This is a genomic window from Collinsella aerofaciens ATCC 25986, from assembly GCF_964259375.1.
In the GTDB taxonomy this organism is placed as follows: Bacteria; Actinomycetota; Coriobacteriia; order Coriobacteriales; family Coriobacteriaceae; genus Collinsella; species Collinsella aerofaciens_BO.
In genome coordinates, this window is the sequence record NZ_CAXVJM010000009.1 from 61,926 (window position 1) to 81,567 (window position 19,642).

17 protein-coding genes are annotated in these 19,642 nt (G+C 59.2%); 9 read left to right on the forward strand and 8 right to left on the reverse strand.

The features are described from left to right. Nucleotides 1–24 precede the first annotated feature (24 nt). The 6 genes from ACEXKH_RS05570 to ACEXKH_RS05595 all read right to left on the reverse strand — a co-directional run bounded on the left by ACEXKH_RS05570 (nucleotide 25) and on the right by ACEXKH_RS05595 (nucleotide 6,423). A complete protein-coding gene (locus ACEXKH_RS05570) occupies nucleotides 25–834 on the reverse strand; it encodes a gamma-glutamyl-gamma-aminobutyrate hydrolase family protein (RefSeq protein ID WP_373573387.1) in 810 nt (269 codons plus the stop codon). Nucleotides 835–886: 52 nt separating this feature from the next. Continuing rightward, nucleotides 887–1,651 carry an amino acid ABC transporter ATP-binding protein gene (locus tag ACEXKH_RS05575; RefSeq protein ID WP_373573388.1) on the reverse strand — a complete coding sequence of 255 codons (765 nt, stop codon included), beginning with the start codon at nucleotides 1,649–1,651 and terminating at the stop codon, nucleotides 887–889. A gap of 36 nt (nucleotides 1,652–1,687) precedes the next feature. After that, on the reverse strand, nucleotides 1,688–2,521 hold the full coding sequence (locus ACEXKH_RS05580; protein ID WP_373573389.1) for an amino acid ABC transporter permease: 834 nt from the start codon (nucleotides 2,519–2,521) through the stop codon (nucleotides 1,688–1,690). After that, nucleotides 2,518–3,177, reverse strand: coding sequence for an amino acid ABC transporter permease (locus ACEXKH_RS05585; protein ID WP_373573390.1), 660 nt, complete (start codon nucleotides 3,175–3,177; stop codon nucleotides 2,518–2,520). Before ACEXKH_RS05585 ends, ACEXKH_RS05580 begins: the two co-directional genes overlap by 4 nt. 127 nt (nucleotides 3,178–3,304) lie before the next feature. Then, on the reverse strand, nucleotides 3,305–4,300 hold the full coding sequence (locus ACEXKH_RS05590) for a glutamate ABC transporter substrate-binding protein (protein ID WP_373573391.1): 996 nt from the start codon (nucleotides 4,298–4,300) through the stop codon (nucleotides 3,305–3,307). 341 nt (nucleotides 4,301–4,641) lie between these two features. Then, nucleotides 4,642–6,423, reverse strand: coding sequence for a 1-deoxy-D-xylulose-5-phosphate synthase (locus ACEXKH_RS05595; protein ID WP_373573392.1), 1,782 nt, complete (start codon nucleotides 6,421–6,423; stop codon nucleotides 4,642–4,644). A 228-nt stretch (nucleotides 6,424–6,651) separates the two neighbouring features. Here ACEXKH_RS05595 and ACEXKH_RS05600 point away from each other — a divergent pair, with 228 nt between their 5' ends. From ACEXKH_RS05600 to ACEXKH_RS05630, 7 genes are all read left to right on the forward strand, one after another. Next, nucleotides 6,652–7,188 carry an HD domain-containing protein gene (locus ACEXKH_RS05600; RefSeq protein WP_373573393.1) on the forward strand — a complete coding sequence of 179 codons (537 nt, stop codon included), beginning with the start codon at nucleotides 6,652–6,654 and terminating at the stop codon, nucleotides 7,186–7,188. Between the two features lie 3 nt (nucleotides 7,189–7,191). Then, the gene (locus ACEXKH_RS05605) at nucleotides 7,192–8,211 is read left to right on the forward strand and encodes a putative ABC transporter permease (RefSeq protein ID WP_373573394.1); all 1,020 of its coding nucleotides are present in this window, start codon (nucleotides 7,192–7,194) and stop codon (nucleotides 8,209–8,211) included. 365 nt (nucleotides 8,212–8,576) lie between these two features. Beyond that, nucleotides 8,577–9,557, forward strand: a complete 981-nt coding sequence (locus ACEXKH_RS05610; protein WP_373573395.1) for a hypothetical protein — start codon at nucleotides 8,577–8,579, stop codon at nucleotides 9,555–9,557. A gap of 325 nt (nucleotides 9,558–9,882) precedes the next feature. Beyond that, nucleotides 9,883–11,160: an ammonium transporter gene (locus tag ACEXKH_RS05615; RefSeq protein ID WP_373573396.1), complete on the forward strand. Its 1,278-nt coding sequence runs from the start codon at nucleotides 9,883–9,885 to the stop codon at nucleotides 11,158–11,160. Between the two features lie 156 nt (nucleotides 11,161–11,316). Next, the gene (locus ACEXKH_RS05620) at nucleotides 11,317–11,655 is read left to right on the forward strand and encodes a P-II family nitrogen regulator (RefSeq protein WP_117629936.1); all 339 of its coding nucleotides are present in this window, start codon (nucleotides 11,317–11,319) and stop codon (nucleotides 11,653–11,655) included. An 87-nt stretch (nucleotides 11,656–11,742) separates the two neighbouring features. Beyond that, nucleotides 11,743–12,600, forward strand: a complete 858-nt coding sequence (locus ACEXKH_RS05625) for an HAD-IIB family hydrolase (RefSeq protein ID WP_373573397.1) — start codon at nucleotides 11,743–11,745, stop codon at nucleotides 12,598–12,600. Between the two features lie 155 nt (nucleotides 12,601–12,755). After that, nucleotides 12,756–12,881, forward strand: coding sequence for a hypothetical protein (locus ACEXKH_RS05630; RefSeq protein WP_373573398.1), 126 nt, complete (start codon nucleotides 12,756–12,758; stop codon nucleotides 12,879–12,881). 152 nt (nucleotides 12,882–13,033) lie between these two features. Here the strand turns inward: ACEXKH_RS05630 and ACEXKH_RS05635 are convergent, their stop codons facing one another. Next, nucleotides 13,034–16,321, reverse strand: a complete 3,288-nt coding sequence (locus ACEXKH_RS05635) for an ATP-dependent helicase (protein ID WP_373573399.1) — start codon at nucleotides 16,319–16,321, stop codon at nucleotides 13,034–13,036. A 7-nt stretch (nucleotides 16,322–16,328) separates the two neighbouring features. Beyond that, nucleotides 16,329–17,339 (reverse strand): helix-turn-helix transcriptional regulator, encoded by a 1,011-nt coding sequence (locus ACEXKH_RS05640; protein WP_373573400.1) that lies wholly within the window; start codon nucleotides 17,337–17,339, stop codon nucleotides 16,329–16,331. A gap of 222 nt (nucleotides 17,340–17,561) precedes the next feature. Here ACEXKH_RS05640 and ACEXKH_RS05645 point away from each other — a divergent pair, with 222 nt between their 5' ends. Beyond that, entirely contained in the window at nucleotides 17,562–18,659 is a 1,098-nt protein-coding gene (locus ACEXKH_RS05645) for an RtcB family protein (RefSeq protein ID WP_373573401.1), read from the forward strand. 61 nt (nucleotides 18,660–18,720) lie between these two features. After that, complete coding sequence (locus ACEXKH_RS05650) at nucleotides 18,721–19,500, forward strand: hypothetical protein (protein ID WP_373573402.1); 780 nt, start codon at nucleotides 18,721–18,723, stop codon at nucleotides 19,498–19,500. The last annotated feature ends 142 nt before the right edge of the window (nucleotides 19,501–19,642 follow it).

Genomic DNA, 19,642 nt, shown 5'->3' on the forward strand with positions numbered 1-19,642 from the left:
GCTTTAACTTGTGTAGCTTGCGAACTAGCGGGCCTGCTTTACCTTGGCCGCTGCCTCGACAAACGACTTCCACAGGTTAAAGTCGGTCTCGAGCGACTTCCACGTATACTCGGGATGCCATTGCACGCCCAGGCAGAAAGGCTGGCCTTCGACTTCGATGCATTCGGGAACGCCGTCGGTTGCCTTGGCGACCAAACGCGTGCTCTTACCCAGACGGTCGACGCAGCAGTGATGTGCTGAGTTGGTCTGGATCAGCCTGTGCCCGCCAAGCGCGCGCTCCAGCAGCGAGCCCGGCACGACCTCGACGGGATGTACGGGGTCGTTGAGCACGTGGGTATGGCGCCACTGCGTGCGGCCCTCGCGAGCGCCCAGGCTCGGCACGTCCATGCACAGGGTGCCGCCAGTGGCGACATTGAGCAACTGCGTGCCGCGGCAGGTGGTAAAGAGCGGCTTTTTGGTGCGGAGTACCTCGCCGACCAGCTTAAATTCAAAGCTATCGCGGATCTCACAGCACAGCGTGGGGTCGTAGGGTCGATCATCGCCCCAACGTTTGGGATTGACATCGGGGCCGCCGGGAATGGCGATGCCGTCGGCGATATCGACGTAATGGCGGATGACCTCAATGTCCTCGGTGATGGACATCTGCAGCGGCAGGCCGCCTGCAGCAAGGATGGCATCGACAAAGACGCTGGCGATCTCCTCGTTGGGGGAGAGCGTCTCGCTTAAAAACGGCTTTGCCTCTTCCCAACGCGGCGCGACGAGGATGAGTGGGCGGTCGGCGGGGGCGACGTCGACATGTGGGGTGTAGGACGATGAAGTGCGAGTTCCGATCATAGGTGTTGCTTTCGAGTTTGGATGGTCATGGCGAGCAGATATGGCAATTGGGCTAGTGGCCCTTGATGGAGTTGAGGAAGTCCTGGGCGCGCTTGGTCTGCGGGTGGTCAAAGAACTCGTCAGGGGTGCCGGTCTCCACGATCTGGCCGTCGGCCATAAACACGACGCGGTCGGCCACGCGGCGGGCAAAGTTCATCTCGTGCGTAATCACGATCATCGTCATGCCCTGCTGGGCCAGGCGAACCATGACCTCGAGCACCTCGTTGATCATCTCGGGGTCAAGGGCGCTCGTGGGCTCGTCAAAAAGCATGGCCTTGGGCTGCATGGCGAGCGAGCGGGCAATGGCCACGCGCTGCTGCTGACCGCCCGAGAGCTGTGCGGGCACCTTGTCGGCCTGCTCGGCAACGCCCACGCGACCCAGCAGATCCATGGCACGCTCACGTGCCTCATCCTTGGAGATGCCCAAAACGTCGACCGGTCCCAGCATGACGTTCTGCAGCACCGTCATGTGTGCAAACAGGTTGAACTGCTGAAACACCATGCCCAGCTCGGCGCGCATGCGGGCAAGATCCTTGCCTTCCTGCGGCAGGGGCTGGCCCTCGATGAGGATCTCGCCCGAGTCGATCGTCTCCAGGCGGTTGATGGTGCGGCACATGGTCGACTTGCCCGAGCCCGAGGGGCCGATCACGACGACGACCTCGCCGCGGTCGACCGAGAGATTGATGTCGTTGAGGACGTGCAGGTCGCCATAGTGCTTATCGACGTGCTTGAGCTCGATCAGCGGCTGATTGCCGGTAGAAGAAGTGCTCTGTGCCATGGTGCTCGGCTCCTTATGACTAAAAATCGAAATACGTTAGCGGATGATAGTTGCGCCGGTCTTGCGCGAGACGTAGACGGCGGCCTTGTTGATTGCGACGTTGATGAGGATATAGATGACCGCGATCACCAGGTATACCGACACGAGCGCGTCGTAGTTGGTGATGAGCACGCGTGCGTTTTGCATGAGGTCGGGGTAGCTCACCACGTAGGCGACGGTGGTGTCTTTGACTACGACCACAAGCTGCGAAATCAACGACGGAATGATAAACCGAATAGCCTGCGGCAGCACGATTTTAAAGGTGATTTTAGCTTTGGAGAGGCCGAGCGCCTGGGCCGCCTCGACCTGGCCGCGCGGTACGGCGTTGACGCCGGCGCGGAAGATCTCGGCAAGTACGCCGGCTGCGGCAAGCGCGACGGGAAGCGTGAGCATCCAAAACGACGGCAGCGCGATCTTGTACTGGGGCAGCACCAAAAAGAAGAAGTAGATGAACAGCAGGCTCGGTACGCCGCGGAAGAAATCGGTAAGCACGCGGCAGACGAGCTGCAGCGGCTTGATGTCGCTGGTGCGGCCGAGCATAAGGGCCAGGCCCAGCACCAGTGCGATAGCGCCGGCGGTGAGCGCGACCTTAACGGTGCCCTCAAAGCCGGCAAGCAGAAACTTCCAGGTGGTGAGGTGCGTAAAGAAATACCAGTAGTGGACCGAAAGCTGGCCAGTCACATAAAAGCGCTGCAGCACGAGGGCGATGAGCGCGGCCACGGCGACCAGCGAGATGGCGGTGCCGATGCGAATCTTGGCGCGCATCTTGGGGCCGGGGGCCTCGTAGAGCGCATCGCGCATGGTGAGCGCGGGGGAGGAGTGCTTGCTCATCGGAGGATCCTCACCTTCTTATCGATGTAGTTGCCAATGTGGCTCACCACAAAGGCCGTGCCCAGGTAGCCGAGCGCCGAGATAAAGAACGCGGCGACGCCACCGAGCGAGCGCGTGTTGATGTAGCTCACCACGCCGGTGAGCTCCTGCGGTTGAAGCGGCACCTGGCTGCCGAGCGCGGTTGTGAGCATGACGGCGATAAAGAGGTTGGTCATGGGCAGCACGCTTGAACGCAGTGCCTGCGGGATCACAATCTTGGCGAGGATGCGGTTGAAGCCCATGCCCAGCGAGCGGGCTGCCTCCACCTGGCCGACGCCGACGGTGTTGATGCCGCTCATAAAGTTCTCGGAGCCAAAGGCCGAGCCCAGCAACACCGTGGCGACGATAACGCAGGTGCGGTAGGGCAGGACGACCTTGAGCTGCGGCAGCGCGTAGACGACGATGATGAGCAGCGCGATGCCGGGGATGTTACGGAAGACCTGGACATACAGGTCGCCAAAGACGCGCAGCGGCTTGAGCGGCGACACGCGCATCACGGTGACGGCGACGGCCAGAACCATGGCAATGACAAACGATTCAAGCGTCATGCCCCAGGTTGTTAGCAGCGCGTCGATATAGTTCTGGCCATAGAGCGACCAGAGCTCGGAGAGACTCATCCTAACCTCCAACGGGTAAGGAAAGGGCCCCCGCATGAACGGGGGCCCCGAACAACTCAGTGACCAAACAGTCTAGCAAAATAAAGTGTTTGGTATGTTTCTGTGCGGTTTCGTGGCCGTTGGGCGACTAGGCGCCAATCGCGGGCGGCTCGGGAACATTGGTGTCGCCGGTGCGATCGCCAATGCAGATCTGCCACAGCTCGGTCCAGGTGCCGTCGTCCTCGATCTTCTTAAGGAAGTCGTTGACAAAGGCGACGCCGTCGGAATCGAGCGGCAGGCCGATGCCATAGGGCTCCTTGTTGCCAAAGGGCTTGCCGGCGATCTTGTATTTACCGGGCTCGCGGACCAGAGCGCTCTGCTGCATGTTGTTGTCGATGACGTAGGCGTCAACACGACCCTGCTGGAGTGCCTGGCGGGCCTCCTCGTCGGTCTTGAACTCCTGCTGGCTGGCCTTGGGAGCGAACTCCTCCAGGATGGCGGGGCCGTTAGAGCCGGACTGGACGGCGACGTTCTTGTCGGCCAGGTCGTCGACGCTCTTGATGTCGTCGTTGTCGGCGAGCACCAGGATGGCCTGCTGGGTGTAGTAGTAGGGACCGGCAAAGGAGACGAGCTTCTTGCGCTCATCGGTGATGGTGTAGGTGGCAAAGACGGCGTCGACCTGGCCGTTCTGCAGGACGGACTCACGCGTGTCCGAGGTCACCTGGGTGATCTCGACCTTGTTCTCGCCCAGAATGTAGTTGGACAGGAGCTGGGCGATGCCGGCGTCGAAGCCACGGGTCTTGCCGTCCTTCTCGTTAAGGAGCGAGAAGAGCGTGGAGGTCTGAACACTGCCGATCTTAAAGACACCGGCGTCCTTGACGGCCGTGGCCCAGGTGCTGGCGGCGATAGCGTCATCATCGGCCTTGGGGCCACCATTGACGAGCTTGTCGAATGCCTTGGCATCGAGTGTGGTGGAAGCCTTGGTATCCTCGGAGCTCTTGGAGGAACCGGCGGCGGAGCCCTTGTCGGCTTCGGCGCTGGTGTCGGAGCAGCCGGCAAGACCAAGGCCGGCGATAGTTGCGAAGGTGGCGGCGACAAAGCCGCGGCGGTCGAGAACGACCTGCTGGGGGAGGTTCTTGCTCATGGTAGAACACCTTTCTCAATAAAATCCCTAGCGGTTGAGTAGAGTTATACCCCATCCCGCTCAAATGGGTCAACACGAAATAACTCAGAAACATACTTACCTTATGGGTTATTCTACCTACCAAAAAGGGACAGGTTTATTTTGGCAGGTTTTATCTGGGGAAACGTCGGTTATTGCTGCTGAGATAGGGTTTTGCAGACGGCATGATCGCTCGCAGCGGTCGCTATAATGGCGGCAACGCGACACATATATAAGTAAGGAGATCGCGTACGAACGGTTATTCGTTTTTCGCGCCGCGAAAATAAAAACCTCCGCAGGGGTGCTTCCCTTGCGGAGGTTTTTTACTCGTTGAGTAGCCTTACGGCTTCGGCGGCCATGTTCTCGACCGTCATGCCGTTCTGGGCGAGCAGCTCGTTGGGGTCGTAGCGGTCGGGGAAGCCCTTGGCGATGCCGAAGGTGCGGGTGCGCAGCGGCGTGCAGGCCAAGTAGCACGCCACGCGCTCGCCCCAGCCACCGTCCAAGATGCCGTCCTCGAGAGTGACGACAACGCGATGCTCGGCGGCAAGGCTGTCGAGGAACTCACGGTCGAGCTCAGTTGCATAGCGCGGGTTGACGAGCGTGGCCTCGATGCCGTACTCGGCAGCCAAGCGGTTTGCCACGCGCTCGCCCAGCTCAAAGAAATCGCCAAGCGCGAGCACGGCCACGTCGCGACCCTGACGCACCACGTTGTAACGAACGGCGCCGTAATCGGCGTCCTCGGCAGGCGCCAAGTCGGGGCGGCTTACCAAGCCAATGCCCGGCACGCGAATCGCCACGGGATGCTCGCGGTGATCGAGCGACCAGCTCAGCATGGACAGATATTCCTCCATGCAGGCCGGCGCCAAGTAGTGCATGTTGGGAAGACCGCCCAGCATGGAAATATCAAAGAACGAGAGGTGCGTCTCGGATGTGGTGCCAAAGATCGACGCGCCAAATACCAGGATGGTTGCGGGGGCGTCGTTGAGGCACAGGTCGTGCCACAGTTCGTCGTAGGCGCGCTGCAAAAACGTTCCGTACACACCAAAGACTGGCTTGGCGCCCGAGCGCGCAAGCGCGGTGGCAAAGGTCACGGCGTGCTCCTCGGCAATGCCCACGTCAACAAACTGCTTGCCTGCCGCGGCGCGAAGCTCGGGTGTAAAGCCCATGATGTAGGGCGTGGCGGCCGTGATGCCCACGACCTGCGGATCGTGCTCGATGGCGGCGCTGAGCGCCTCGCCCGTAATGTCGGCATAGGTGCGCGGCGCAGGCTCGCTCGGATGGCCCGGGCAGAGCTTGCGCCCAGTCGCCATGTCAAACGGACCCACGTGGTGCCAGCGCTCGGGGTCGCTCTGGGCCGGCTCAAAGCCCTTGCCCTTGGCGGTGGAGACGTGCAGCACGATGGGATGATCGATATCGCGCAGTTCCTGCAATGCGTCGACCAGGGCCAACACATCGTTACCGGCGTCCAGATAGCGGTAGTCGAGCCCCATCGCGCGGAAAACGTTGCGCTCACAGGTGCCGTTGCTGGCGCGCAGCTCGGCCAGATTGCGATACAGGCCGCCATGGTTCTCGGCAATGGACTGGTCGTTGTCATTGACGACGATGATCAAGTTGCTGTCGAGCTCGGCGGCATTGTTGAAGCCCTCAAACGCCAGACCGCCCGAAAGCGAACCGTCGCCAATGATGGTGATGACGTTGTACGCAGCGCCCGCCAGGTCACGAGCGTGCGCCAAGCCGCAGCCCAGGCTCACCGATGTGGAGGTGTGCCCCATGGCAAACAGGTCGTGTTCGGACTCGTTGGGATTGGCAAAGCCAGAGGCCTCGCCGTAGCGTGCCGGGTCGATATAAGTGTACGCGCGCCCAGTCAGCGCCTTGTGGGCATAGGTCTGGTGTGACACGTCAAAGACAATTTTGTCGGTGGGGGAGTTAAACACGCGATGGAGCGCGACCGTAAGCTCAACGACGCCCAGGTTGGGGGCAACGTGCCCGCCGACGGCGGCGGAGCTTTCGAGGATGGCGTGGCGGATCTCGCCGCAGAGCAGCGGAAGCTCGGCGCGATCGAGAGCCTTGACGTCCTCGGGCGTTGTCGTTTGCGTAAGCAGCATCGTTGTGGGTTACTCCATGCGAATCGTGCGCCGGCACTCCCTCGGCCGGCACAATTGCACAAGACAGTCTCGCACATTTTGGCGTTTGATATGTGACGGCGGCGCGGTAATTCGCCAACTGGTGGGGCAAAACGTTTTGTCCGATGCCATACTGATAAGTTCCATGATGATTTTATTCATTGCGTGCAGGCTGTGGCTTGCCGCCGAGCGCCGCCGGAAGGAGGCCGCATGTCCGATACCGTTCGTGCTGAGAAAATCGCGTGCGAAGTAGACCATGCTGCCCGTCAACTGGCACAGGAGGGCCGTTTGGACCTGACGCGCGAGTTTATCCAGCATGGCGATGTGACGGTGTATACGCATGTGACCTCGGTGGCGCGGGCAAGTCTGTCCTTTGCCGAGCGCCTGGGCCGCGTCGGTATCTCCGTCGACCGCTTGTCGCTGCTGCGCGGGGCCCTGCTGCACGATTACTTTCTCTATGACTGGCACGATCCCGACCCAAGCCATCGACTGCATGGCTTTCGGCATCCGTTTTTTGCCCTGGCGCGTGCCGAAGAGGATTATGAGCTGACGTCGCGCGAGCGGAATATTATCGTACGGCATATGTTTCCGCTGGTACCGGTGCCGCCGACGTGTCGCGAGGCATGGATTGTGTGCCTGGCGGATAAATGGTGCGCGCTGCGCGAGACGATTGCCGGCCGTCTGCCGCGCAAAGACAGGGCGGACGATGACGTGAGCAGCGAATCGAACGAAAAGAGGAGAGGGTAGACGGTGGGAACCGCGATCGACATGGCATTTGACGGCGCGACGCTTGCCGCCTGTCCGCTCTCGGCGCTGGTACTCTCGTTTGCCTTCTACGGTTTTTGCGGCTGGGTATGGGAGTCGACAGTCTGCGCCATGCTCAACCACGGACGCTTTGCCAACAGCGGCTTTTTGCTAGGGCCGTGTTGTCCCATCTACGGTGCGGGCGGCATCGCGTGCTGGTTGCTGCTGCGTGGAATCCCAGACGCCTCGAGCCAGTTTGTCGCTGCCGCGCTCGTATGCAGCGTGATCGAATATAGCGTGGGCGTGCTGTTGGAAAAAACGACGGGTGCCCGGTTTTGGGATTACTCGCATCTGCCGTTTAACCTGCACGGACGCATCTGCCTGTACTGGGCCTGCGCGTTTGGCTTGGGTGCGTTGTGTATTTGCCGTTTAGTGGAGCCGGCATTGCTGGGGCTGCTTGGCCATCTGCCGGTGCTGATTGTGCGGCTGTCCGCCTTTATCGTCGCGGTCGCGATGATGGTCGATGCGGTGTGCTCGTTGGCCAGCTGGCGCCGCCTGTCCGATCAGCTTGAGCGTGTGCGTGCCGACCTTGCCGACCGCATCAATGAGTCGCTTGCCGACGCCTCCGACTCTATGCTCGAACGTATTCCCGATTCGGCGATCGACTCGGTGGCGCAGACGCATATCCGCAGCCGTGCCGTTAACGCGTGGCTGGCGGAGCTGGGCGACGCGGCGCTCGACGCCCTGCGCGAGAAGGCTTCGATGCCGACGTTTATCTCGGACGGCGCCCGCGGCCTGGCGCTTGCCGCCCGTCGCGTGGCCGATGCCGCGCCGAGCGTGCCGCGTCCATCGCTCGCCCGTCGCCGTGCCGGCAGGCGCGCGAGCCGTCCGGTGCCAAGCGTGTCGCTCAGCCGTCGCGACCTGCGCTTCTTCAATGCCTTCCCGCGCTTGCGCATCAACCGCTACGAGGGCGTCATCCGAGCCACCGACCTCCGCGACCGAGCCCGTGAGCTCTTCCGGCACTAGGGACTGGAGTCGTGGAGGCGCCTTTCAAGTGCGCGTTTCTAAAGGAGCCATGTTATCGCTTTGTCCAATCGTGATTCCCTTAGGGAAAACACGATAAAGAGCTCCTAGCCGTGTTTTCCTTAGGGAAATCACGTTTGAGTTGAGACTATGGGGCGTCATAACTGCCAGAGGGCCGAAAAGGGGCATAGAAGTTGCCGTCTGCACCTCGAGGGCAACCGTTCACCGAATGACGTTGTCGTGGTGCGCGCTAGGACGACGTCTCTGACCTGTGGCGTCAAGCAGCGCGTCAAGCTTTTGGTCAGTTAATGGTAAGAGATTGGTAAGGTGCCTTTTGGCTATGCTGCCTCTATTGGGAGGTGGCTTTCGTGAGGAATACCAGCGCACGGCAAAGAATCGAAGAGCAGCTTGATTGGGCGGAGCGCATGCAGCGTTGTCTCGTGCCCAAAACCAGGGCGGATCGCGAAGCGCTTCGTCGTGCCGAAGCGGCTGGGGTGGCCGTGCGTCCGTTTGGCGGGATGTTTATGCGTGCCTCCACGTGGGATGCGCTCAAGACAAGCCCGCGCGTCCGTTGGCGCTATGTTCAAAATACGTTTCTCGATGAGCATCCTGACGAGGCCGTCTGTTCCTTTTCTGCCGCGCTTGACCATGGACTTTGGGTTTCGAAGAAATATCTGGACACAATTCATCTTGTAGCGAGCGGGTGCTCGCATGGAAGATGCGGCACGGGAATCCATCGACATGAGTGCCCCCTGGGTGAGATCGAGCTGAACGGTACCGTGAAACGAACAACGTTGGAACGGACGGTGCTCGACTGCTCGCTCGTTGCTTCTTTTGAGGACGGCCTGGCTATAGCGGATAGCGCCTTGCGGTTCTGCAAACTCGATATCCAGGAGTATCGCGGCTATGTTGAGACGATGGCGCGATGTCGTTCTGGGGCGTTGCGCGCTGAGATGGTGGCGCGCTATGCCGATGGTGCTTCGGAGAACGGCGGCGAGTCCGTCGTGCGTGGACTGATTATCGCGCTGGGCTACCTTCCTCCGACTATGTTGCAAGCCGAGTTTGTTGACCCGGTCGATGGCGGTGCGATTCGGGTCGATATGTACTACGAGTTGCCGAATGGACTCCGCTTGATTATTGAGGTCGATGGTTTTGGTAAATACGTTGGTGCGGACGGCTTGGGAAAAGAGATGCAAAGGCGCTTGGTTGAGGAGCGCCAACGAGAGTCGCACATTACGGCTTTGGGCATTCCGGTCATGAGGGTGCAATTTAATCGCGTATACGAGGACGGTTATCTCGAGCACCTTCTCGAACGTTTCGGTGTGCCAAAAGTTGCTCGCCATATGTAATGTTGGACTGTGATTCCCCTAGGGAAAACACGTTAAAGAGCGCCTAGCCGTGTTTTCCCTAAGGGAATCACGGCCAAATGTAATGCAGAGCCTGCCTCGGGACCGACTCATCTCTGTTTACAGCTGATTCGAAATACGGGCATGGACGCCCTCTCGGTTTGCGCATTTCCCGTTGGTTTCGCGTCCGTTGCCGCGCCGTTTCCAAGATTGCGGCACCGTTTCCATTCGACAACACAGCGTTTAACAACGCCGTATCTGGTCTACACCAGTTGCCCCTCGGCCGCATTATGGGCGCCGACAACGTTCATGCGACCAAGGGGGACGAATGTACGATACGGGATCGACAACGTTTATGCTCATCTGCACCATGCTCGTGTTTTTAATGACACCGGGTCTGGCGTTTTTCTATGGCGGCCTGTCCAGGCGCAAAAATGTCATCAACACCATGCTTATGTGCTTTGGCGCCATTGGCTTGGTTGGTGTGCTGTGGATTGTCGCCGGCTGGTCGCTGGCCTATGGTGGCGACGGCGCGAACCCGTTTATTGGAGGCCTTGACCAGCTGCTGTGCCTGCCGGTACTCAACCAGGTGCTGCAGACGGCCGAGGGCAATGCCGCGGACGGTGCCGTCTACCCTCAGATCATCAACATCGCCTTCCAGATGGCGTTTGCCATGATCACGGCCGCTATCGTCACGGGCAGCCTGGCCGGCCGCGTTAGGTTTGGTGCCATGACGGCCTTCCTGGGCATTTGGCTGCTCGTGGTCTATGCGCCGCTCGCCCACATGGTCTGGGGCGGCGAGGGCTCCTTTATCGGTGACATCATCGGCGCGCTCGACTTTGCCGGCGGCGACGTGGTGCACATTTCGTCCGGTCTGACGGGCCTGATCCTTTGCTTAATGCTCGGCCGTCGTCGCGGTTTTGGCATGGTGAGCTACCGTCCGCATAACGTGCCGTTTGTGGCTCTGGGCGCCGGCCTGCTTTGGTTTGGCTGGTTTGGCTTCAACGGCGGCAGCGAGTTTAAGGCCGACGCCGTGGCGGCGCTCGCCATCCTCAATACCGTGACGGCCAGCGCGGCGGGCATGGTCTCGTGGCTTGCCGTCGAGCGCGTGCATACCGGCCGCCCCACGCTGGTGGGTGCCAGCACCGGTCTGGTTGCGGGCCTTGTGGTGGTCACGCCCGGTGCGGGCTTTGTCGAGCCGTGGGCGGCGCTGGTCATGGGCTTGATCGTCTCGCCTGTCTGCTACCTGGCCATCAGCCATCTTAAGACCAAGTTCGGCTACGACGACGCGCTCGACGCGTTCGGGTGCCACGGCATCGGCGGTATCCTGGGCGGCGCGCTCACGGGTCTGTTCTGCGTGCCGGAGCTTTCGTGGACCGGTAAGGGCGGCCTGTTCTACACGGGCGATGTCTCGCTGCTCATCTCGCAGATTTTGGGCATTGTGGTTACGGTCGCTCTTGTGCTGGTGCTCGACTTGGTGATCGCCGCGGTGGTCAAGGCACTGTTCCATGGCAGCCTGCGCGTGGATGAGGCCGACGAGGCGTTGGGCCTGGATGCGAGCCAGCACGGCGAGAGCGCGTATCCCTCCTTCTCGGGACTTGACTAGCGGCACGGCTTTCCCAGGCACCCGACCTTGCCCCTCAAACCGTCGCTTGCGTATCGAAGTACGCGGCGCTCCTCTTTCGGGGCAATCTCGGGCACCTGGAAAACCCGTGCCATGTGAAGAACAATCAATTTCTTTTATTAAAGAGAGGAATTCACTATGAAGAAGATTACGGCGATTGTTCGCGCCGAGAAGCTTGAGGTTCTTAAAGATGCGCTGTTTGCTGCTGATGTTCGTGGTATGACCATCAACCAGGTGCAGGGCTGCGGCGCGCAGCATGGCTGGAAGGAATACGTGCGCGGCAACGAGTTACTCGTCAACACAATCCCTAAGGTGCAGTTCACGCTCATTTGTGCCGACGAGCACGTCGACGGAATTGTTGACATCATCTGCAACGCTGCTCGCACCGGAGCCGTCGGCGACGGCAAGATCTGGGTCGAGCCGGTCGAAGAAGTTATCCGTATCCGCACCGGCGAACACGGCCCCGCCGCGGTGTAGGACAATCTTTCGCCTGACGGGCGCGCCTCTCTTGGGGCGCGCCCGTTCTCGTCTACAATATCGTGCAGACGAAGGAGAGGCATGCCCATGATCAAGATGTTTGCGAGTGACTTAGACGGAACGCTGCTGAACGCCCTGCACGAGGCGGATGGGACCATCCGCCGTGCCATTCGCGAGCTGACCGAGGCTGGCCTGCATGTGGTTCCCGCGACCGGGCGCTCGACGTTGCCAATCGGCGAGCATGGCTTTACGGGGCTGGCGCTCGATGCCTGCTGCTCTAACGGCTCCATCGTGCGCGACAGTCATGGCGAGGTGCTCAAAACCTGGACCATCGATCCGCAGGTTACCGAGGAGCTGCTCAAGGCATTCCCGGATATTTGCTTTGATTGCTCCACACCCGATGGCATGTTCTCGAGCGGTTCGTTCGAGATGCATCAGGCGGGCTTTAAAAAGGACAGCCCCATCAAGCGTATTGTGATGCGCGGCATGCGTGCACGTGGCGGGTATCACGAGGAGCAGTATTTCGATCAGTCGATCGGCGATATCTTGCGTCACGATGTATGCAAGATCAATTGTCGCGTGACCTCACCCGAGCTGGAGCGCGACCTTAAGGCGTATTTGGCCGAGCGCTCGGACCGCGTGGTCAACGCGCCGTTCGATCCGGTGATGTTCGAGATCACGGACGTGGCGTGCAACAAGGGCGAGAGTGTGGCCTGGCTGGCGGGTTACTACGGTATTGCCGAGGACGAGGTCGCGGTTTACGGCGACGGCGGCAACGACATTGCCATGCTCAAGCGTTTCCGCCACAGCTACGCGACCAAAAACGCTAGCGATGCAGCCAAGGCCGCCGCGAGCGCGACCATCGGCAGCTGCATGGTCCACGCCGTTCCCAAACACATGCTCGCCACTATGCATAAGCAGAACTCCCGCACCATCATCGAATAATGTGGCAAAGGGACAGTCCCCCTTTGTCACGGGGCCTGTGTTCTCGGAATACGAACATATATTCGTATATATAACTAGGCTCTGGTAGAATCGGTATCGTTGACGGCAGTTCCATGTGCCGGGCAACGCCCTCCATCTGATGGGAGGTGATGCCCATGACCGATTTGATTGATTTCGTGAGACTTTTGACCGCTTTGGTCTCGTTCTTCACGGCGCTTGTCGGCCTTTCCGAGGCACTCAAGCAGCGCTCGAAGCGCAACAGAAGGGGTCGCCGCCACTAAGGCGTTGACCCCCTAATGCAAACAACGGCGTTGCCCAGCCAACTACAACTTGGGCTGCCGTCAACACTATTCTACCCACGAATGACATTTTGGACAATCGGTAATGCCGCTCCAAAAGCCAGGCGGAATGTGACAAAGGGACTGTCCCTTTGTCACATTCCGGGGTTCTCGACTAGCCAATGCTCGTAAGCGCGTTGCATGAGCTCGGCCTTGTCGGCTTTTTTGCGGCAGCCCTTCTGCTCCTCAACGGCCAGTTCATAAGCGCCGCTCTGCTCAAAAGCGCTGGTATCCCAAGCACCGTGTTCAATGCGAGACCATACGGCATCGATGAGGTGTTCGAGCTCGGCAATGTCATCGGTGCTGGCGGTCGTCGAGAACGGCGGACGCAACTCATTCGTTGCCTTGTCGGGCTCGACATAGTAGTCGCCCATGGAAGTGACGGTGTAGCCATAAAACTCGGGCGACGCTTCGACCAGCAGTTTGTAGAACTTGAGCTGACGATGGTAGCCTGCAGGGACTTCTTTGCCAAAGCCAGTCTTGTAGTCAACGATCTGCACCGTTTTAGCTGCATCGTCAACGAGGAGCAGGTCGAGAAAACCAAAGAGCGGAGTTCCTTCGGTGGTCAGGCACTGCATATTCGCCTCTGTGATGCAGCGATAGCCATGCACATGCTCGATAAGCCAGGGGACGAATGCACGACAAATGCGTTCGAAGCGCTCCGAATAGCGATGGACGTCCTCGGGGGCAAAATCGAGCCACGAAATCTGCTGGCGATACTCGGCCTCAATTGTCTCAATCGCCGCCTCGCCATCGGTTGCCATTCTATTAACGATCTCCTCGAACATCGCGTGAACGATGGTGCCGAATTCGGTTTGGATCGTGGGCGCCGTGGGTAGGCGCACAATCTGCTTCTCAGGGAAGTGCAGACTATTTGCGCATCCAGGCTCGTACGTCACAAAGTTGTTGAGCGCTGTGGCAGAAAGAAACTTCACGTCGGTATGAGGTTCCAGAAGCGCGCGGAGCTCGGGCGTATCGAGCACGTAGTTGTCGCGCCACTCGGTTTCGATTGCAACGCTGAGCTGGTCTGCTTCAGCAGAAACCTCGCAAGAGTCGATAAGCCCCGTGAGCTCCTGCAGTGCCGACCCGCCGGCACGGTACAGCTCGAGGTGTCGTTTAGCGCGCGTGATGGCGACAAACAACAGGCGGCGCGCGTCGTCATCATCCTTTTCATCGCGAATAAGCAGGTTGGACGGGTACAAGCTCATGCCGCCGGCGCCTTTGTGCCAAGTGGAGTCGTCGGCATCGAGCAGGTAGACGCAGTCGAATTCCAGGCCCTTAGAGCTATGGGCGCTGGTGAGGCGAACAGCTCCCGGCGTGCCGAGGTCGATCGATGCGTCGATACTCACGCCAAACTTTTGAGCGGCATCGAGCTTGTCGACAATATCGGGCAGGCGAAGCGCACGTCCCATACGGCGTGCGTCTCCCATTTCACCTTCGGCAAAGGTGAGCAGGGCGCGGATGCCGGCATTGAATTCGGCTGCGCCCAGCGGATCTTGTTCCTTGCAATCCTGATAATAGCCAAGGCTGCGTTCGACAATTCTAAAGAGCTGTGGCCTGACAGGGGAGGCGCTGGCTTCGGCCGCCCACTGCATAAGGCCGTCGTACAGTTCTTTGACGCGGACGTTATCGCTCTCGTGCATGGCGGCCATCCAGTCGCCGCGATGCTCACGCTTGGCGTTGAGCGCAAACGCCACGGATGACGGATGATCTCCGCCCAGCTCGGTGGCGCAAATGATCTGGGGGAGATAGCTGCTTGCCAGTCCTTTTTGCCCGCGGGCAAGCGCAGTAACGCAACGCAACAGTGCCAACGTCGTCTGCATACGCTCGGAGGCAAAGAGATTCTGCCGCTCGCGATACGAAAACGGCACGTTTTCCTTAACGAGGAAGGGAATCAGCGAGCGCAATGCGGCGTGTTTGGCAGAGATGACTGCAATTCCTTCATTGGGATCTTCGCAGTCATCGAGGTAGCCAGCATCAATCCTCTGCCTAATGCTCGCGGTAACGGCGGCGTATTCCTCGGCTTTGCCGCCGAAGACGTTCTCACTAAAGTCGACCTGATCACCCTGAGGCTTGGAGGCTTCGATTGACTTATTCGAGCTGGCGTCGAGGCGATATTCAATTTGGCGTGCGATAGCTTGACCAAGCTCAACGATGGCGGGCGTGGAGCGGTAATTGGTCTTGAGCACGATGTTCCGGGGCGAAAACTCGGCCGCAAATTGGTTGGCACATTCGATCGTGGCGCCCTGAAAACGCATGATGGCCTGATCGTCATCGCCGACGGCCATGATATTGGGCGCATCAACGCCGTCGCAGAGCAGCTCGATGATGCGCATCTGGGCACCATTGGTATCCTGGAACTCATCAACTTGGATATAGGTATAGGTGTCTTGGAGTACTTGGCGTAGCGCGTCGTTGTGCTCGACGGCGTCGACAAAATCGCCAATCATGTCGTCGTAATCGTAGAGATGATGTTGGTCGAGCTCATTTTGGTAGCGACGTGCAACGTCGCAAGCAGCCTTAAGTCGCTCGCTTTGCTCGGCAATTTTAAACGTACGTCCTTGGGAGTTGCTACCGCCAAAGAATTGGTCGCGTACCTTGGTGTATCCCGACGACTTTCCCTTCTCGTCAATAAGTTCGGTGCGGCGAACGGTGTCGCGCAACTCAAGAATGTACGGTACATACGTGCCAGCAGGACAGCCGATCGGGCGGGTGAGCGATGTAGGCGCCACGCCGCAGGCACGCTCGGCCTCTTCCTCAAAACGCTCAGCCAACGCAGTGCTTGCCCTTTCACAGACAAGTGTAAGCAGCTCGGAATGTTCGGTGAGCCAGACAGCGGCGTCGATATTCTGCTGCGCGATGGCGTTCAGCGTGTCGTAGTCCAGGCCGCTGCGTTTGATTTTGGAGACAAAGCCGATCATCTTACCGATGTTTTGCGCGGGCATATCGGGTGACCCTCCGCCTAGCGGAGAACCAAAGGGCAGCGATTTGAGCAGCCGATCAAAAATCTCTTGCTGGTGCAAGCTGGTAACAAGCGTGTCGGTCGCAGGGCGTGTGAAAAACTCGGGAAAGCGCGACCTGATGCTGCTCGCAAATCCGTGAAACGTGCTGACTTCAATGCCGTAGGCGTCGCGCCCAATGAGCTCAATCAGGCGTTTGCGCATGGCTTCCGCGCCCGCCTCGGTATAGGTGAGGCAGAGGATGTTGCGCGGGGCGGCATCGCGCTTGGCCAGGATGTTCGCCGCGCGCAGACTCAGTAGCTGCGTCTTGCCGGTGCCGGGACCGGCAATGACGAGCAGCGGACCATCTAGGCATTCGACGGCCTCGAGTTGTTCGGGATTTAGTCGGTCGAGCGATGCGATGAGTTCGGGGGTCATGTTCATGGCGGTATTACCTGTCTTCCTGGTAGAGCGCGCGTGTGCTATCGAGATAGTTGAGATATGTATCGATGGCACTTTGAGGTTGAACGATCTTAATGAACGTGCTGAGTTGCAAGAGCCAGCCAAAGAATTGCGGCGACAGTGGGGCTTTGACGGTAGCCAGCAGGCGCCCGTCCTGGTTCTCAAACACAACGGCGTCGAGCCCGAACTTGTCGATGAGCGGGTTCATCGCACGGTCATCGAGTTCCAGCACCACAGTGGTCTTGTCCGCCGCATACACGCCAAATGATGGCGAGACGTGATCTTCGAGCACATAGCCGGCAATGCGCGAATCTTTGGTCGCGGACTCTTCGGACACTGCAACGTCGAGCATACGATCGACGCGATAAGGCGTGAACGGCTGATGACCCGAGCCGGCATTAGCCCATTTATCTCGAAACCCGATCATGTAATAGAGTTCGTCGGAGTAGATAAGGCGCACGGGTGTGAGCTCGTAGGTCTTTCCGTCATGATTAAGGGCCTTTTGCTTAGCGGCGTCGTAGTGGAAGTAGCGGAAGCGGATCTTGCGCTTTTCGCGCATGGCTTGCTGAATAAGGTCGATATTGTGCAGAGCATCGGAGTTTTGCATCTTCACGCGCGAAGGTACGTCGACGCGCTTGTGCATCAGCTCGCGTTCGCCCAGGCTGGCGAGGCTCTGCAGCTTGCCGATGAGGTGGTCAGTCAATTCATCGGTCAAAAACGGCGAACTCTGCACGGCGTCAACAAGCATGATGAGTTCTTGCAGGTCGAGTGGGCGTGAGGCCAGCGCCCATTCCTTGCCACTGCGCTGGTCGATGTTGAGCCCAAAGTCGCGAAGAGTTTGCAGGTCGCGATAGATGGCCTTTCGTTCGGCCTCGAGATTGTGATAGGCGAGTTCCTCGATGATCTGCTGCGTCGTGAGCCCGTGCGTGCTGTCGGTCTTTTCCATCAAGGTTTTAAGCAGGAACAGAAGTCTGAGCTTTTGATTTGGTCTGTTCGCCACGTTGTCTCCTTTCGCCGGCATCGTAAGAACCGGAGATTTAAAACAAGACCCGTTATTGGGACTCATTGTAGCCCGCGCGACCGTAGTATTCGCAGCAATAAAAGCCCGAATAGGGCGAAAGGTGGTTAAACGAAGATCGGCGGTTTGGCTGGTTGGTGTGACATGCGCTCTATTGGCTTGGGGCCGGTTCCGGTTTACAAGGATCAGAACAGGAGAAATGCGATGGCAGACATCAAAGTCTTTGCCGAGAATCTTGAGGATTCAACCGAGGAACAGATCGAGGAGATTTCCAGCTGCCCGGCGTTTGAAGGCGCCAAGATCCGCATCATGCCCGATGCCCATAAGGGCAAGGGCTGCGTGATTGGCTTTACGGCAAACTTGGGCGACAAGGTGATTCCCAACCTGGTGGGGGTCGACATCGGATGCGGGATGTACTGTGTGCCGCTTGCGGAAACCATCGCGCGCGACGACCTCATTCAGTTCAATCGCGATGTGAAACGCGCGGTGCCTACGGGCTTTAGCCTTCATCGCGATCCTGCCTGCGTACTCGCGGACTTTGACATGGAGTCGCGTGATTGGCTGCAGGATAAACGCAAGGTTGAGCGCTCCATGGGCACGCTGGGCGGTGGCAACCACTTCATTGAACTCGACGAGGACGAGGATGGGTGCCAATATCTGGTCGTGCACACCGGTTCGCGCAGCATGGGCAAGCAGACGGCGGAGCACCATCAGGCGCTGGCGCAGAAGACGTGCATGGCAGATATCCCCGACGAGCTTAAGTATCTCGTGGGAGATCTTTCTGCCGAGTATCTTGTCGATATGCATAACTGCCAACGCTTCTCGAACCAGAACCGCAAGGCGATTGTCGCACAGATTGTTGAGCGTACGGGAATTCGGCTCGACGGAGACGGCTTTACCACCATGCACAACTACATCTCGGAAGGCGGCATGATTCGCAAGGGCGCCATTAGCGCTCATGCGGGCGAGATAGTGCTGATTCCGTTCAACATGCGCGACGGTGCCGTTATTGCGCGCGGCAAGGGAAACGAGGACTGGAACTGCTCGGCGCCGCACGGGACGGGCCGCGCGATGAGCCGCACCAAAGCGTTCCAAACGCTCGATACCAGGTCGTTCGTTAACGAGATGCGCGATGCCGGCATCTACTGTCCGAGCGCATGCGAGACGACGCTCGATGAGTCGCCCGAAGCGTATAAGCCTGCGGATGATGTACTGAGACTCATGGACCCGACGGTTGATGTTGTTCATCGACTCAAGCCGATTTGGAATTTTAAGGCTACTGGTAAGCGCGGTAGGCGTTAGGAGGGTTGCGATGACGCTAAAGATGGACTCCAGGGACGACCGAATTGGACGCTCCGTGAGCATGGACGAGATGCTGAGCTTCTCGGGCGTGATGCCGCCGTCCGCGAATCGGTGTGGCGGGAATCGTGGAGAGCGTGATGACGAGGCTTTTGACCTCAGCGGGTTTCGCAATCGACTGGCTTCTGGACTCGACCGTGGTGTGGAAACGTCACTGTTCGTAGCTCCGCGCTTGTTGAAAGCCGGCATGTCGGTCGATGACGCACTGGGTGGCGGCGTTGGGCTGGGCAAGCTCAGCGTGATTGGCGGTGCGCATGAAGACGTTTCGAACGTGCTGGCACACGCGGTGCTGCGCCTGAGTGAGCAGTGCGCCGTGCTTTACGTGCCGATTCGGGAGCGTGAAGAGGATGCGATTGCCCGGCTTATTCGTGCCGAGATGGATGACAAGGTGTCAGAGGATCCTGAGGAACAACAGGTTGAGACAATCCGCGCAACGATGCGACTTAAGCAGCGCAACCTGGGCATCTTTGTCGAGGATAACTTGACCATGGACCTTTTAACGAGCTGGTTACTCGGCGACCAGACGTGGAATAGGGCAGTACTAGAGAACATCGTGGTCGTAATCGACGGACTCGAGATGCTCGATGACAACCGCCCGGTAAACGCTGTCCTGCGTGACTTGCGCAACATGCTCGGCCCGACATCCGCCATCCTGGCAGGATGCTTTGCGGCGGAGGGCCGAGAGGACGACGCAACATTCGCGGAGACCCACTGCAATGTAGATGTCCTGGTCCGTATGAGCACCGATGGCACGGAACCTTTCTGCGCACGAGTCTTCGGTTGAGGTCATAGCCAATAACGACTGCTCGGCCAGCAACGCGTCTGCCAGCAGAAAGTAACCGTTCATCTGCCAAAAAGATACTTCTGAGTGCGCCAGGAATTACCATCAATATAAGGTGTTGTGACTATCAACGCCATGACTGAAC

What these genes read in the sequence shown, in the direction of transcription:
- ACEXKH_RS05570 (WP_373573387.1), bottom strand. Translation starts at nt 834, where the DNA reads ATGATCGGAACTCGCACTTCATCGTCCTACACCCCACATGTCGACGTC.
- ACEXKH_RS05575 (WP_373573388.1), bottom strand. Translation starts at nt 1,651, where the DNA reads ATGGCACAGAGCACTTCTTCTACCGGCAATCAGCCGCTGATCGAGCTC.
- ACEXKH_RS05580 (WP_373573389.1), bottom strand. Translation starts at nt 2,521, where the DNA reads ATGAGCAAGCACTCCTCCCCCGCGCTCACCATGCGCGATGCGCTCTAC.
- ACEXKH_RS05585 (WP_373573390.1), bottom strand. Translation starts at nt 3,177, where the DNA reads ATGAGTCTCTCCGAGCTCTGGTCGCTCTATGGCCAGAACTATATCGAC.
- ACEXKH_RS05590 (WP_373573391.1), bottom strand. Translation starts at nt 4,300, where the DNA reads ATGAGCAAGAACCTCCCCCAGCAGGTCGTTCTCGACCGCCGCGGCTTT.
- ACEXKH_RS05595 (WP_373573392.1), bottom strand. Translation starts at nt 6,423, where the DNA reads ATGCTGCTTACGCAAACGACAACGCCCGAGGACGTCAAGGCTCTCGAT.
- ACEXKH_RS05600 (WP_373573393.1), top strand. Translation starts at nt 6,652, where the DNA reads ATGTCCGATACCGTTCGTGCTGAGAAAATCGCGTGCGAAGTAGACCAT.
- ACEXKH_RS05615 (WP_373573396.1), top strand. Translation starts at nt 9,883, where the DNA reads ATGTACGATACGGGATCGACAACGTTTATGCTCATCTGCACCATGCTC.
- ACEXKH_RS05620 (WP_117629936.1), top strand. Translation starts at nt 11,317, where the DNA reads ATGAAGAAGATTACGGCGATTGTTCGCGCCGAGAAGCTTGAGGTTCTT.
- ACEXKH_RS05625 (WP_373573397.1), top strand. Translation starts at nt 11,743, where the DNA reads ATGATCAAGATGTTTGCGAGTGACTTAGACGGAACGCTGCTGAACGCC.
- ACEXKH_RS05630 (WP_373573398.1), top strand. Translation starts at nt 12,756, where the DNA reads ATGACCGATTTGATTGATTTCGTGAGACTTTTGACCGCTTTGGTCTCG.
- ACEXKH_RS05635 (WP_373573399.1), bottom strand. Translation starts at nt 16,321, where the DNA reads ATGAACATGACCCCCGAACTCATCGCATCGCTCGACCGACTAAATCCC.
- ACEXKH_RS05645 (WP_373573401.1), top strand. Translation starts at nt 17,562, where the DNA reads ATGGCAGACATCAAAGTCTTTGCCGAGAATCTTGAGGATTCAACCGAG.
- ACEXKH_RS05650 (WP_373573402.1), top strand. Translation starts at nt 18,721, where the DNA reads ATGGACGAGATGCTGAGCTTCTCGGGCGTGATGCCGCCGTCCGCGAAT.